General features: G+C 64.0%; 11 protein-coding genes and 1 tRNA gene. 5 read left to right on the top strand and 7 right to left on the bottom strand.

What is annotated here, in order from left to right; genetic code table 11:
* Window positions 1–120 precede the first annotated feature (120 nt).
* On the top strand, window positions 121–1,623 hold the full coding sequence (locus ACFVBH_RS22630; protein ID WP_379004102.1) for a dihydroorotase family protein: 1,503 nt from the start codon (window positions 121–123) through the stop codon (window positions 1,621–1,623).
* A gap of 273 nt (window positions 1,624–1,896) precedes the next feature.
* Here ACFVBH_RS22630 and ACFVBH_RS22625 read toward each other — a convergent pair whose 3' ends face one another.
* Both ACFVBH_RS22625 and ACFVBH_RS22620 read right to left on the bottom strand, forming a co-directional pair.
* Window positions 1,897–2,598, bottom strand: a complete 702-nt coding sequence (locus ACFVBH_RS22625) for an SDR family oxidoreductase (RefSeq protein WP_354984713.1) — start codon at window positions 2,596–2,598, stop codon at window positions 1,897–1,899.
* A 129-nt stretch (window positions 2,599–2,727) separates the two neighbouring features.
* The gene (locus tag ACFVBH_RS22620; RefSeq protein ID WP_379004100.1) at window positions 2,728–3,693 is read right to left on the bottom strand and encodes a helix-turn-helix transcriptional regulator; all 966 of its coding nucleotides are present in this window, start codon (window positions 3,691–3,693) and stop codon (window positions 2,728–2,730) included.
* A 41-nt stretch (window positions 3,694–3,734) separates the two neighbouring features.
* Here ACFVBH_RS22620 and ACFVBH_RS22615 point away from each other — a divergent pair, with 41 nt between their 5' ends.
* Window positions 3,735–4,745: an alpha/beta fold hydrolase gene (locus ACFVBH_RS22615; protein WP_379004098.1), complete on the top strand. Its 1,011-nt coding sequence runs from the start codon at window positions 3,735–3,737 to the stop codon at window positions 4,743–4,745.
* Between the two features lie 189 nt (window positions 4,746–4,934).
* Here the strand turns inward: ACFVBH_RS22615 and ACFVBH_RS22610 are convergent, their stop codons facing one another.
* The 3 genes from ACFVBH_RS22610 to ACFVBH_RS22600 form a co-directional block, all read right to left on the bottom strand.
* Window positions 4,935–6,485, bottom strand: a complete 1,551-nt coding sequence (locus ACFVBH_RS22610; RefSeq protein WP_379004096.1) for an AMP-binding protein — start codon at window positions 6,483–6,485, stop codon at window positions 4,935–4,937.
* Window positions 6,486–6,576: 91 nt separating this feature from the next.
* Complete coding sequence (locus ACFVBH_RS22605) at window positions 6,577–7,713, bottom strand: Fic family protein (RefSeq protein ID WP_379004094.1); 1,137 nt, start codon at window positions 7,711–7,713, stop codon at window positions 6,577–6,579.
* 12 nt (window positions 7,714–7,725) lie between these two features.
* Window positions 7,726–8,064 (bottom strand): hypothetical protein, encoded by a 339-nt coding sequence (locus ACFVBH_RS22600; RefSeq protein ID WP_379004092.1) that lies wholly within the window; start codon window positions 8,062–8,064, stop codon window positions 7,726–7,728.
* Between the two features lie 174 nt (window positions 8,065–8,238).
* Between ACFVBH_RS22600 and ACFVBH_RS22595 the strand changes: the two genes are divergently transcribed.
* Together ACFVBH_RS22595 and ACFVBH_RS22590 are read left to right on the top strand one after the other, a co-directional pair.
* The gene (locus ACFVBH_RS22595) at window positions 8,239–9,603 is read left to right on the top strand and encodes a helix-turn-helix domain-containing protein (protein WP_379004090.1); all 1,365 of its coding nucleotides are present in this window, start codon (window positions 8,239–8,241) and stop codon (window positions 9,601–9,603) included.
* On the top strand, window positions 9,600–10,493 hold the full coding sequence (locus ACFVBH_RS22590) for a phosphotransferase family protein (protein ID WP_379004088.1): 894 nt from the start codon (window positions 9,600–9,602) through the stop codon (window positions 10,491–10,493). Before ACFVBH_RS22595 ends, ACFVBH_RS22590 begins: the two co-directional genes overlap by 4 nt.
* Before the next feature lie 381 nt (window positions 10,494–10,874).
* Here ACFVBH_RS22590 and ACFVBH_RS22585 read toward each other — a convergent pair whose 3' ends face one another.
* Window positions 10,875–12,056 carry a protein kinase gene (locus ACFVBH_RS22585; protein ID WP_379004086.1) on the bottom strand — a complete coding sequence of 394 codons (1,182 nt, stop codon included), beginning with the start codon at window positions 12,054–12,056 and terminating at the stop codon, window positions 10,875–10,877.
* A gap of 80 nt (window positions 12,057–12,136) precedes the next feature.
* Here ACFVBH_RS22585 and ACFVBH_RS22580 point away from each other — a divergent pair, with 80 nt between their 5' ends.
* Entirely contained in the window at window positions 12,137–12,271 is a 135-nt protein-coding gene (locus tag ACFVBH_RS22580) for a hypothetical protein (protein ID WP_379004084.1), read from the top strand.
* 263 nt (window positions 12,272–12,534) lie between these two features.
* Here the strand turns inward: ACFVBH_RS22580 and ACFVBH_RS22575 are convergent.
* A tRNA-Pro gene (locus tag ACFVBH_RS22575) sits at window positions 12,535–12,608 on the bottom strand.
* Between the last annotated feature and the right edge of the window lie 171 nt (window positions 12,609–12,779).

Here is a 12,779-nt window from a genome sequence, read left to right as displayed (position 1 = left end):
CCCCGCGTTTCGCTTTGCGAAACACACATGTGTTGGGAGGCATTGACTATCAGCGAATACTACTGTCATGATCGCCGCATTGGTAAGAGTGTTTCCCAGAGAGAAACTGGAGTCGATGCCATGCCGGCAACAGACCTGCTGATTCGCGGCGCCCGCGTGGTGCGGCCGGGCGACACATCCGCCGAGCTCCCCGAACCCATGGACATAGCTGTCGCCGACGGCCGGATCGCCGCCGTCGGCCCGAACCTGCCGGCCGCGGGTGCGCGCCGAGTTGTCGATGCCGACGGCCGCCTGGCGTTCCCGGGCGTCGTCGACGCCCACCAGCACTGGGGGATCTATCAGGAGCTGTCCGCCGACACCGAGAGCGAAAGCCGGGCCTGCGCGCAGGGCGGGGTGACCACCGCCCTGACCTACCTGCGCACCGGCCGCTACTACCTGAACCGCGGTGGGCCGTACCGCGACTTCGTGCCCGAGGCCCTGAACCGCATGGACGGCCGGGCGTTCGTGGACCACGCCCTGCACCTGGCCCCGATGACCGCCGAGCACATCGCCGAAATACCTTCTCTGATACGCGATTTCGGTGTGACGTCGTTCAAGGTCTTCATGTTCTACGGCGGGCACGGCCTGCACGGGCGCTCGGACGATCAGGCCGACTTCCTGATGATCGGCCCCGACGAGCGTTACGACGTGGCGCATTTCGAGTTCGTGATGCGCGCGATCGCCGAGGCGCGAAAGGTGCTGGGCAACGGTCTGTCCCTCTCGCTGCACTGCGAGACCGCCGAGATCATGGCCGCCTACACGGCTCTGGTCGAACGCGAAGGAGTTCTCACCGGCCTACGTGCCTACAGCGCCTCCCGCCCAGCGCATTCCGAGGGTTTGGCGATCACCACGGCCGCCTACCTGGCCCACGAAACGGGCCTGGCCAACATCAACCTGCTCCACCTGTCCTCCGCGAAGGCGGTCGAGGCGGCGCTGACCATGGCGGCGGCGTTCCCGCACATCGATTTTCGGCGCGAGGTGACCATCGGACACCTGCTGGCCGATGTCGATACCGCGCACGGTCTCGGCGGAAAGGTGAACCCGCCGTTGCGCGAGCGGGCGGACGTAGACGCGCTGTGGCGGCACCTGCTGGCCGGCGAGATCGACTGGGTGGTCAGCGATCACGCCTGCTGCCGTGCGGAACAGAAGTTCGGCCCCGATCCGGACGACGTGTTCACCGCGAAGTCCGGCTTCGGGGGTGCGGAGTACCTGCTCCCCGGATTGGTGGGGGAGGCCCGTAAACGCGGGCTGGCGATGTCCCGCGTAGCGGAACTGACTTCTCGGAATCCGGCGCGCCGCTACGGGTTACACGGAAAAGGTGACCTCGCCCCCGGATACGACGCGGACATCGTGCTGGTGGATCCGGACGCACACTGGACGGTCCGCGCCGCCGACTCCGAGTCCGCCCAGGAATACACGCCGTTTGAAGGGTTCGAGATGACGGCTCGGGTCACCGACGTGTTCCTGCGCGGTGAGCAGGTGTGCGCGGACGGGCGGGTGCAGGGCGATCCGCGCGGGCGGTACCTGCGCCGATCACCCGACGGTGCGTCCCATCTCGGTGGATCCCACGGCTCCAACGAATAGTGGTCGGGCCTGGACAGGGTCGAAGGCGCAACGACCAGGCGTGAATTGTGCAGGGAACCAGCTTGATCGGTGCCTGTCTCGCGAGGTTTGCAACGGCCTCGTTGGGCTCCCAATGAGGCAGCGGTCAGGGGCTCTCGCAGGCCCACGTTCGGGAGACCGGAAGTCTCGCAACGACCTTGAGGCCGCAGAGGTTCGGATCACGGGTTTGGGTGGTCGATCATGCACATCTCGCCGGGGCGACCTTAAATGTCTCGGATGGACGGCGTCGAAAGCTCAGCCGCCGAGCGTCAACGCGAGTCCCTCGACCGGACCCGACAGTGAGGCTTTGACCTGTCGGGTGAAATCGTCGATGAGCACTTCGGCCACGCCCTGCTCCAGTCCGTCCGCGACCTGCGCGGCCACGAACGCTGGTGCGACTTTCTGTGCCGGAATCGCCCGGACCATATCGGTGTCGGCGAACCCGAGATGCACCCCGACCACCTGCGTGCCCTGTCCCGCCAGTTCGATGCGCAGCGAGTTCGTGATGGACCACAGCGCGGCCTTGGAAGCGCCGTAGGCAGCCGCCCCCGAACTCCACGAGAGCACCGAGTGGATGTTCACCAACGCGCCACCCCCGTTCTTCGCCAGGATCGGGGCGAACGCCTGGGCGATTCGAAGCGGTCCGAAGACGTTGGTGGCAAAGGTTTCCTCTACGCCCGCCATCTCGGCCCGCAACAGCGGCGCGGGGCGCAGCACTCCCGCGTTGTTCACCACGATGGTGACGTCCGTGGCCCGCTCCGCCACCGCGGCAATGGAATCCGGCTCGGTGACCTCCAACTCCAGCGGGACGATGCGCTCATCCGTACTCGCCTCCGGCTTCCGTGCGGTGACGTAGACCTTGCTCGCGCCCCGGTCCAGAAATTCCCGGGCGAATGCTTTCCCCAGCCCACGCTGGCCGCCGGTCACCAGGACGGTCGCGCCCTCGAGTGTGGTCATGTCTGCCTTCTTCTCGCTCGGGTCGGGATTTATCTAACTATAGTAAACTATAGCTAACAAGGAATGCTCGCAACCGGCGATCGCGGCTGATCCCAAGGAACGCGGAGCCGCGAGTAGGCATGCTCGGGGTCATGCGTCCTGCTTCAGATGAGCGGCCAGGCTCCGGACGATGTCCGCGAGTTCGGGCGGTTCGACAACTTCCACCGGTCCCGTGAGTGCGATTCGGGTGACCGCCATGGCGAGGCGGCCGAGATCCGCGTCACGGATCCGGACTCGGCAGAGGGCCGGTGTTGTCTCGATCAGTGTGTGGTCGAACCAGCGCAGCGCGCCCTCCAGTTCGGCGAACGTTGTGTGGACGGTGAGCGTAGCTGCCTTCGAGTTCGGTTCCGGGCCAAGTGAACTCGCGACGAGAGCCGCCGCGCCACCGCCCGGGATCACACGGGAATCGAAGTGTCCGCCGGTCGGCCGGACCGACCGGATCCGGTCCAGCCGGAACGTGCGCCAGTCCCCGCGATCTCGGTCCCACGCGGCGAGATACCACCGGCGGCCCGCCGTGACGAGTCCGTGTGGCTCGACGCTGCGCCGGCCGTCGCCGCCGTCACCGCGCCGGTAGTCGAATCGCACGTGCTCACGATCCCGGCAGGCCGCGGCGAGCAGGGCGAGAGCTTCGGGGTCGATGACGGCGTCGTCGGCGGTCCGACGTAGGGGCGTGACGTTCGAGCTCAGCGCCGACACCCGGCGGCGTAGTCGATGGGGCAGCAGCGACTCGATCTTCGTCAGTGCGCGCAGGGAGGTCTCTTCCATACCGTCGATGGCCGCTTCGGCGGCACAGCGCAACCCGACGGCGATGGCGACGGCCTCGTCGTCGTCGACGATCAGCGGCGGTACGTGAGCGCCCGTCTCGAGCCGGTAGCCGCCGTACTTCCCCGATTCGGAGTCGATCGGGTAGCCCAGCGCGCGCAGGCGATCGACGTCTCGGCGCACGGTTCGCTCGGTCACCTCGAGCCGTGCGGCCAGCTCACCACACTGCCAGAAGCGATGGGTTTGCAGCAGCGAGAGCAATCGAAGCGCTCGCCCCGTCGGATTGTTCGGCATGCGGTCAGTCTGCCGAATCTCCCGGACAGATCCTGTCCGCAATGACCCCTACGGTCGCGGCACCGCATCGATCCGCCTATCGGATCGGTCCTCACGTTCAAGGAGTACCCATGCCCGCCGACTTTCCCCAGCCGACCCTGGTATCGGTCAACGGAGTCGAACTCGAAGTCTTCGAATCAGGCCGGCACAACGCCGGGAAGCCGATCGTGCTGTGCCACGGATGGCCCGAGCACGCCTACTCGTGGCGTCATCAGGTGCCCGCGCTCGTGGCTGCCGGCTACCACGTCATCGTCCCGAATCAGCGCGGCTACGGCCGTTCGTCCCGGCCGGACGCTGTAACGGATTACGACATCGAGCATCTGGCGGGTGACCTCGTCGCGCTGCTCGATCACTACGGGTACGACGATGCGGTCTTCGCCGGGCACGACTGGGGGTCGTTCGTCGTCTGGGGCCTGACCCTGCTGCACCCGGAGCGTGTGAGCAAGATGATCAACCTGAGCCTGCCGTACCCCGAGCGAGGTGAGACGCCGTGGATCGAATCGATGGAAGCCGCGCTGGGTGGTGACTTCTATTTCGTGCACTTCAACCGGCAGCCGGGCGTTGCCGACGCTGTTCTCGACGCGAACGCTTCTCGGTTCCTGCGCAACATCTTTCGCAAGAACCTACCGCCCGCCGAGCCGCGGCCGGGCATGGTGATGATCGAGTTGGCTCGTGCGGAATCACCGCTCGGCGAGCCGGTCATGAGCGAACAGGAGCTGGAGGTCTTCGTCACCGCGTTCGAGGACACGGGGTTCACGGGCAGCATCAACTGGTATCGCAACCTCGATCGGAACTGGCGGTTGCTGGCGGGTGTGGACCCGGTCATCCGGCAGCCGGCGCTGATGATCTACGGCGAATGCGACACGGTTGCCCGGGCGGAGAACATGACGAAGTTCGTGCCCAATGCGGAAGAGGTGACGGTGGAGAGCGGGCATTGGGTTCAGCAGGAGCAGCCGGAGGTGGTTAATCGGCTGATGCTGGATTGGTTGCGGCGGCAGGATGCGGTCGAGTAGGCGGGGCTCAGCGGACTCGCTGTCGGAATCTGCTGTGCCACTGGATGTTCGGCCCCGAACTTCGGTGAAGTTGGGCATCGCCGCCGGTCGAGGTGTCTGCGCGCTCTGATGTGGCCGCCGATCTGCCGGTGCCGACCCGTCGTTCTGGGCCACCCGCCCCTCGGGCGTCGGCGACTGTGCCGGCAATTGTTAGCGGGGCTCGTACAGGCTGCGAAGCTGGGCTTTGTAGATCTTCCCGGAGTCGTCGCGCGGTAGGGTCTCGACCACCTTGATGACGGCAGGGACCTTGTAATCGGCCAGAAGCCCGGTGAGTTCGGAACGTACGGCCTGCTCGGTAAGGGTGGTGCCGGGGCGAGTCACGATGTGGGCCGCGACCTGTTCGCCCAGGTCGCCGGGGTGCGGGATGCCGAAGACGGCGACGTCCTCGACCTGGGGGAGCGTGCTGATCGCGGCCTCGATCTCGGCGGGGTAGGTGTTGACGCCGCCGATGTTGATCAGCTCGCTGCCGCGGCCGGTCAGGTAGAGGTACCCGTCGTCGTCGAGATACCCGAGGTCGCCGACGTGGATCATGCCGGGGAACGGGCTGGGTTCCGAGCGAATTCGGTTGAGGTAGGCGAAGTTCGGCCAGTAGTCGGCGCCTTTGACGAATACGCGGCCGGTCTCACCGGTCGGAAGTGCTTTGTCGTTATCGTCGGCGATGGTGACCGCCGCTCCGTCCCGTGGCCGTCCCACGCTCCCCGGGCGCTCGAGCCATTCGGTGGCGTTGATCCAGGTGACAGCTCCGGTTTCGCTACAGCCGTAGAACTCCCACAGCGCGTCGCCGAACCAGTCGATGGCGGCGCGCTTGACCGCCGGTGGGCAGGGCGCGGCGGAATGGATGAGGTGGGTCAGGCTGCCGATGTCGTAACGGGCGCGAACTTCCGCAGGCAGCGACAGCAGCCGGGAGAGCATGGTGGGAACGATCTTGGCGTGCTGGATGCGGTTGCGCTGCACCAGTTCGAGGAACCGCTCGGCGTTCCAGCGCGGCATGAGGGTGATGCTGGTCCCCATCCGCAGCGCGAGCATGGCGACGGCGTTCGGGCTGGTGTGATAGAGCGGTCCCGCGACCAGCATCTGCCCACCCGCCGTCAATCCCATGCGGTTGGCGGTCGCGCCGGCGATGGCCAGCAGCTGCTCGGGCGTCATGCGCTGACGCAGTACGCCTTTCGGGCTCCCGGTGGTTCCGGAGGTGTAGATCAGCCCCATGGAGTCGGCGATGGCACCGTCGATCCACCCCAGCGGTTCGCCGTCCCCGATCCACTCCTCGAGTTCCGGGTGCCTGCCGGTGGTGTGGCGCAGATTGGGATCGAGTTCGGCCGCGGCGAGAAGCTCAGCCGCCATGGGGATTTCGACGATGCCGGTCTGTGTTCCGGCTGTACCGGCCGCCCCCTCGATGGTGGAAACAAATTCGGTATGGGCAAATACCAGCTCGATCCCGGCGTCGGAGAGCACATGCGCGACCTCCGCCGCCCGCCACCGGGTGTTGATCGGCACGGGGTTCGCCCCACACGAAGCCACGGCAAGCGAAACTTCAAGAAACTCGATGTCGTTCCGCGCCATGACCCCAACCCGCTGCCCCCTCCCCACACCCCGCTGCCTCAGCTGCGCCGCGAGCCGCCCGGCACGCAGGTGTACCTCGGGCTGGGATCGGACGCGTGCGCCACACGAGATGGTCGGTTCGGCCGCGGTCGAGTCGCCCATGGCGGAAAGTCTGCCATCGCCGATGCTGGACGGTGGATACGTTCAGTGATCTTCGGGTTGTTCCAGAAGGACAGCGAAATAGCGGTTGCCTCTACTTCTCGTACGGATTGCCAATGGCCCTTGGAGTTCTTGCGATATCGAGCGCCGATGCCGGGAACGCCGTGCCGGGTGTGTAGAGGCGGGCACGGGTCTTGCCTCCCGGTTCGAGCACTTTCAGTGCGACCAGGTCGCGAAGATCGCGTTGCGCCTGTTGGTGGCTCAACCCCTCGGCCTGCTCGTATCGGCCTCTGCGGACCCGGCCCGACATCGCCACATCATGCAGTGCGCTGATTACGCGATTGTCCATCCCGATGCCCACGATGTACTCCTCTAGTTTCCCCCACACCGCCCCCGACCGAACCCAGCGTGCATAGACGGTTTGTGTCTGCTGGTGGTACGCGGTCAGGTTGAACCTAATCCACTCCGACACATCCTGATCGGGGCGATAGGTATTGCCGCGACGGCCCAGAACCCGGTAGTACTCCCACGTGTTTCCGGGCCGGCCGAGCCATCCCTCGATCGACGAGAATTCCGGTGCGAGGATGCCTTCGCGCGCGATCATCAGTGTCTGCAATGAGCGCGACATGCGCCCGTTTCCGTCGGCCCAAGGATGGATCGACACCAGGTGCAGATGAGCCATAGCCGCGCGCACCAGCGGATGCGTTCCATCATCGGTGTTGAGCCAGTCGACTAGTTCTCTCGTCAACGTCGGCACCAGTTCGGCATCGGGGGCCGTGTACGCCGCGGTACCCTGATCGCGTGAGTCGGTGACGTAGACCGGGCCGAGTCGCCACCGGCCTGCCGGGCGACGCTCACCTTGGCGGTGCCCCTGCAACATCCAATGCAACGCGTTGAGAAAACCCTTGCTGTACGCGAAGTCGTCGACATCATGCAGCGTTTGCAGATACGTCATCATCTGTACGTAAGCAAGCGTCTCGGCTTTGTTCTCATCGGAGACCTCGACGTCCGGCTCGCCCGCGATCAGATCTTCCACATCGACGGTCGAGACCCTGAAACCCTCGATGGAATTCGATGCCGAAACGGCGTCCGCGGTGAGGAACCTCCTGAACCTACCGGCCCACTTCATGGGTTTTCCCTGCAGATTACGACGCAGTTCGTCGCGCATGCGGTCCACTTCGGCAAGGATGCGGGCATCTGCGCCGCTCAGTGCGGGCGTGGGGTGAAGCATGGTGCGAGAGTCCTATTCGCCTGCGTAGCCGACGGGTGGGATCGCCCACCTGGCGTAGGTGTCATGCGGATCTACGGTGATGAGGTCCACCTGCTCGACGAGTTCGGTTGGAGGCATACCGGATTCGAAGTGCCTCAGGCTCGGAGTCAGCACGGCTTCCGCATTGTCTAGGGCAGCCTGAGTCTTCAGCAGGCCGATCGGATTGCCGGTTCGTTTGGAAAACGCGACAATCTTCGCGAGGTCGTAGCCGAGTCGAGCTGCGAGACTGCGTATCTGGGCCTCGTCCCACGCCTGTTGAATGCCGGATACATCGCTTAGTAAGTATCCGATCGCGGTCGGTCTCGAGTTCATTTCCCACTCCCTCCTGACAGTTGGTCCGCCCGGCGACGAGTGGGCACGGATTCAACTCGTCGCCGGACGTGATTCGAGTCTGGTTCACGGTCTGGTTCGATCCCAGCTACGAAGGTCGTACAAAGGTCGTACGCTTTTCCCACGAGGCGTTGCGGGACATCTCAGGGGGCAACGATGATCGTCAGCAGGTGGACGGGGCCGCTGATCAAGGCACTGCGAAAGGCCGGCCTGCGCATGAGCCAGCGGGAGCTGGCCGACGAGCTGGGCTTTCAGATCGAAACAATTCAGAAGTGGGAGCAGCGAGCCACCATCGACCGGCCTGTGCTCGGCCGGTCGGCCGAGGCGCTCGACACGTTGCTGGCGCGCGTGGATCCGACTGTGCTCGAGCGGTTTCGCATCGAGATCGAATGCATGACGACTCGTGATAGCGGGCATGCTGGACTCAGCAGTACACGGCCACTTGAGACAGCGACGAGCGAACCGGCAGCGGCTCCGCTCGCGGACTTCGGGCAGGACAACTACGACGTGAGGCGCCGGGACTTCGGAATGGTCGCCGCGGTAGGCGCGGTCACCCCGGGAACGCTCATGGATCTGATCGCGGCGATACGTCCGACGCCAACTCCCGCGGCAGTCGGCCTCGACCAGATCGAGGAGATTCGCGATGCCGCAAAGGCATTCAGCTCCTGGGACAACGCGGCAGGTCGCGGGCTCGTTCGAGAAGCCGTTGCCGCTCAAGTCCGGTACGCGGCAAGCCTGCTGGACGCCAGCTGCTCTCCACAGCACAAGAGCGCACTGCATTCGGCGGTCGGGTTCCTCAGCCATAGTGCCGGTTTCATGGCTTTCGATCGGTACGAACACCAGGACGCGGAAACGATGTTCGAACTAGCACTCTGGTGCGCCGAAGCGGGACAGGACTGGCACCTGCGGGCGAAGGTCCACTCGTCCGCTGCTCGACAGTCGATCTGGCGGAACAGGATCGATGACGGGTTGACTTCGGTGGAACAGGCGTTCGTCCGGGCCGATCGCCTCACCCCCACCGAACGCGCGATGTTGCACACCACGCACGCCCGCGCGTTGGCAAAACAGGGCAGAGTGCAGGAGACACTCACCGCGATCGGGAGAGCCGACGAGGAGTTCGCGCACTCGGAGCCCAGCAATGATCCTCCGTGGATGGCTTACTACGACCTCGCCCAGCACTCAGGGGACACCGGGCACGCGCTCTTCGACCTCGCGATCAATGGCGAATTCATCGTTGAGGCAGGACACCGCCTCACCGCTGCCGTCCAAGGCCACAGCGACGCCTACCTACGCTCCCGCGCGATCTCGGCGACCAAACTTGCCTCCCTCGTCATGGCGACAGGCGACCCGGCCGAGGCCTCGTCCATCGGCCGACACGCTCTCGTGGATGCCGGGCACCTGCGCTCTCGCCGCGCAGCCGACGACTTGCGAGAGCTGCGCCGCTTTGCGAGAGTTCATGCCGAGCAGCCCCAGGTTGCGGAATTGAACGAGCGCATCGACGAATTGCTGCCGACGTCATGAGCATGGACCCTGCTGACTCTGTTCTTCGCAGAGCATGCGCCGTTGCCGGCGTGGACTGTGCGAACGCCACTGTTCTCAACCGCAGCGAGAACATTCTCTACCGTCTCGATGGTGCGATCGTGGCTCGGATCGCGCGATCTGGGCAAGAATCTGCTGCTCGTCGCGAAGTCGCGGTTGCTGAATGGTTGGAGGCCGAGGGAATCTCAGCGGTGCGAACAGTGCCCGGCCTCGACCAGCCCGTAGTGGTCGAACAGCATGCTGTGACATTCTGGAAGGAACTACCTCCGCACCGTCCAGGCACTCCGGCGCAGATCGCCGGTGCGTTACGGCAACTCCATGCGCTTTCCCTGCCCGTCGGTATCGAGCTGGGCGAACTGGACCCCTTTGTCCGGCTGGACCAGCGAATAGACGGAGCGATCACCGTATCGAGCACAGACCGAGATTGGATGCGCGATCACTTGGCCGAACTCCGAAAGCGGTGGGACGAGCGCCCCTCCGGCTTACCCCGATGTGTCGTCCACGGGGATGCCTGGTCCGGGAATGTTGTGGCGACCGACGACGGAACCATCGTCATGCTCGACCTCGAGCGCACGTCTGTCGGCCCACCCGAATGGGACACCGTGCACACCGCGATCAAGTTCAAGACGCTCGGCCAGATCAGCGCCCAGGCGTACCAATCGTTCTGCGAGGTCTATGGATCCGACGTGACCGAATGGGAGGGCTACGAGCTCCTTCGCGACCTGCGCGAGTTCCGCATGACGACCATGGCCGCACAGTCCGCCGCGAACATTCCCGCGGACCGCGAACAGGCCGATCACCGAATCGCCTGCCTGCAAGGAAAATTCGGCCCACGGCCATGGTCAGGCTGGCACCCTGTTCCTTCGAGGTAGAGGCGGCAGAACAACCGAACCGCGTGACCCAGAGGCGTAGCATTCCGTGCCGGGCTTGCCGCTATGAGCCGTCGTAACCTCCGGAACCTAAGGAAGGCTCCGTGGTCACTGGCGCACAGGCCGAGGAACTGCCAGCCTTCCAGAACGATTCTGTCGATGTTTGCGAGATCTGGGGCGCTTCAGTCGCCCCGGACTTACGTGTGAAGAATTCGAAGGCGGCGAAGCGGGACGCCGACGATCTACCCTGGTAGCCAGCGGTGGGTGACGTGTTCCTGTGCCGCGCACCGCTTGTGCGCTACCTGCCACCAGTTGCGCACAAACTACCACCCTATTCACGACTTACGCCTCATCACCCGGACGCGGCCGATAGCTGTGCGGCGGTCAACTGTTCGCTTTCCGGGCACGATGCGGCGAAGTTGCCGCCGCTGCCGGAGAATGGGCAGTGGACGAAAGGGGCTTCGCTGCTCCGACTTCCCATTCTATATCGTAGACGTCCGAACCGAGCACAGATCGAAACGCGGCGAGCAGCGCATCTCGGTTATGTGGTTGAATCAATCGTTCTGCCAACATTGCGTGCTGATGACCAAGGACGATGGTCTCGCCATCGATTCTAATCAGTCGTGCTCCAGACATCATCGCATGGACTGATGCTCCGTATTCCCTTACCTTTGCCCGAATATCCGACCAGGCCATCTCGATTTCGTGAGCCGGATAGGGTGTACGCGGCACGGATTCAAGTGCACGTAACGCTGCCGCAGCGAGTTGGGAGCATGAGTTGAACCGATTTCTAGGGTCCTTGGCCAGGGCTCGATCGATGACCCCGTCGAATGCGGTTGGAACAGAGGGATTTTGTGAACTCGGCCTCGGAATCGGCGAACCTGTATGTGCCGCAACGAGCTGCATCATGTCGCCAGTGTACGGAAGCACACCTGTCAAAAGCTGATAGAGGGTACAACCGAGCGAATATCCGTCAGCTCGACGGTCGACAGTCATCTTGTCGGAGAACCTCTCCGGCGCAGCATACCGGAATGAGGCAATCATGTTGGAAGTGCTCGTGAGTTGACTAGTTTCGTTTGTGCTCTTTGCGATGCCGAAGTCGGTGAGAATCGCATGCTCTCGCCGCCCTTTGGTAAGAAGTATGTTGGCTGGCTTAACATCTCGATGTAGAATTCCGTGATCATGCGCGTAGTCCAACGCTTCTGCGACATCGGTTATGATCGATACGGATCGGTCAAGTGCGAGTGGTCCGCTCCTCAGCTCGATGTCTGCGTCACTTCCATCGATGTATGCCATTGATATCCAAGGACGGCCCCGCTCTTCTCCGCCAGCATGAATGGCGACGATATTCGGATGGACTAGCGCAGCCACCGCATGCGTCTCTCGCTCGAATCGTTTGCGCAGATCAGGGTCGATACTCGCCAACGGAGGCAACACCTTCAACGCAATCATGCGAGGGAGATCACGATCCTGCGCCAGGTACACCTCACCCATTCCGCCCGCGCCCAGCAGGTACTCGATCTTGTATCCTGCGAAAACGTGACCCCGCTCGAGTGAGTTCCCCACCCACGTATCCTTCCGCTACACCGTCGGGTACTGACGATACGCTGTGCTGGGATTGTGCTGCCGCTCAACCGGAGTCGGCTGTGGTCAACGTCAACTCGGCCGCATCGCTGCTGCGCTGCAACGCGCGGATCGCTCGATCGACGAAGGTCAACGCGCCAGACGAAGCCCGCGACATTGAGGCATACCTGTGCTACTCCGACGATGTGGATAAGTGAATAGCACGAGCGAGTTATCGTGCAGGCAGAGCATGCCAGCCCTCGGTTTACCCGGCGCTATCTGCAGCCCGATATCAGGCGCTGCGGGATGGCGGCGATCTGTTGGCTCGGTACTTGACGATGCCCGCCAGTGGTCCCGAATTGCCGGAATCACGTGCCCGTGGAGGACAGGGCATCCCCGTCGGACCCAGGTTGGCCCCAAATCTTCGGACAGTCAACTAAGAAAACCCCTCCCGACCGAGGTCGGGAGGGGTTTTCTACTGTCGGGCTGACAGGATTTGAACCTGCGACCACTTGACCCCCAGTCAAGTGCGCTACCAAGCTGCGCCACAGCCCGTTGCACTCCGCTGCGCTTTGTGCTTGATGAGAGTACATCAGGACCCCCCACTTCCTCCAAATCGGCTGGTTGCGGGCGTGTTCGTCCCCTTGTGGGGGTGAGTGGGGTTGGTACAAAACGGGCGGGGCCGTGGGGGAGTTCGGAGGGGGCTCGTACGGCTTCGCCGTCGAG

The organism is Nocardia sp. NPDC057668 (assembly GCF_042799795.1).
Lineage (GTDB): Bacteria > Actinomycetota > Actinomycetes > Mycobacteriales > Mycobacteriaceae > Nocardia.
Note: the sequence above shows the minus strand (reverse complement) of the source record. Positions and strands in the feature narration are given on the sequence as shown.

Bases quoted from the DNA above. Each gene is read 5' to 3' on its own strand.
- ACFVBH_RS22630 (WP_379004102.1), top strand. From the start codon at position 121: ATGCCGGCAACAGACCTGCTGATTCGCGGCGCCCGCGTGGTGCGGCCG.
- ACFVBH_RS22625 (WP_354984713.1), bottom strand. From the start codon at position 2,598: ATGACCACACTCGAGGGCGCGACCGTCCTGGTGACCGGCGGCCAGCGT.
- ACFVBH_RS22620 (WP_379004100.1), bottom strand. From the start codon at position 3,693: ATGCCGAACAATCCGACGGGGCGAGCGCTTCGATTGCTCTCGCTGCTG.
- ACFVBH_RS22615 (WP_379004098.1), top strand. From the start codon at position 3,735: ATGACCCCTACGGTCGCGGCACCGCATCGATCCGCCTATCGGATCGGT.
- ACFVBH_RS22610 (WP_379004096.1), bottom strand. From the start codon at position 6,485: ATGGGCGACTCGACCGCGGCCGAACCGACCATCTCGTGTGGCGCACGC.
- ACFVBH_RS22605 (WP_379004094.1), bottom strand. From the start codon at position 7,713: ATGCTTCACCCCACGCCCGCACTGAGCGGCGCAGATGCCCGCATCCTT.
- ACFVBH_RS22600 (WP_379004092.1), bottom strand. From the start codon at position 8,064: ATGAACTCGAGACCGACCGCGATCGGATACTTACTAAGCGATGTATCC.
- ACFVBH_RS22595 (WP_379004090.1), top strand. From the start codon at position 8,239: ATGATCGTCAGCAGGTGGACGGGGCCGCTGATCAAGGCACTGCGAAAG.
- ACFVBH_RS22590 (WP_379004088.1), top strand. From the start codon at position 9,600: ATGAGCATGGACCCTGCTGACTCTGTTCTTCGCAGAGCATGCGCCGTT.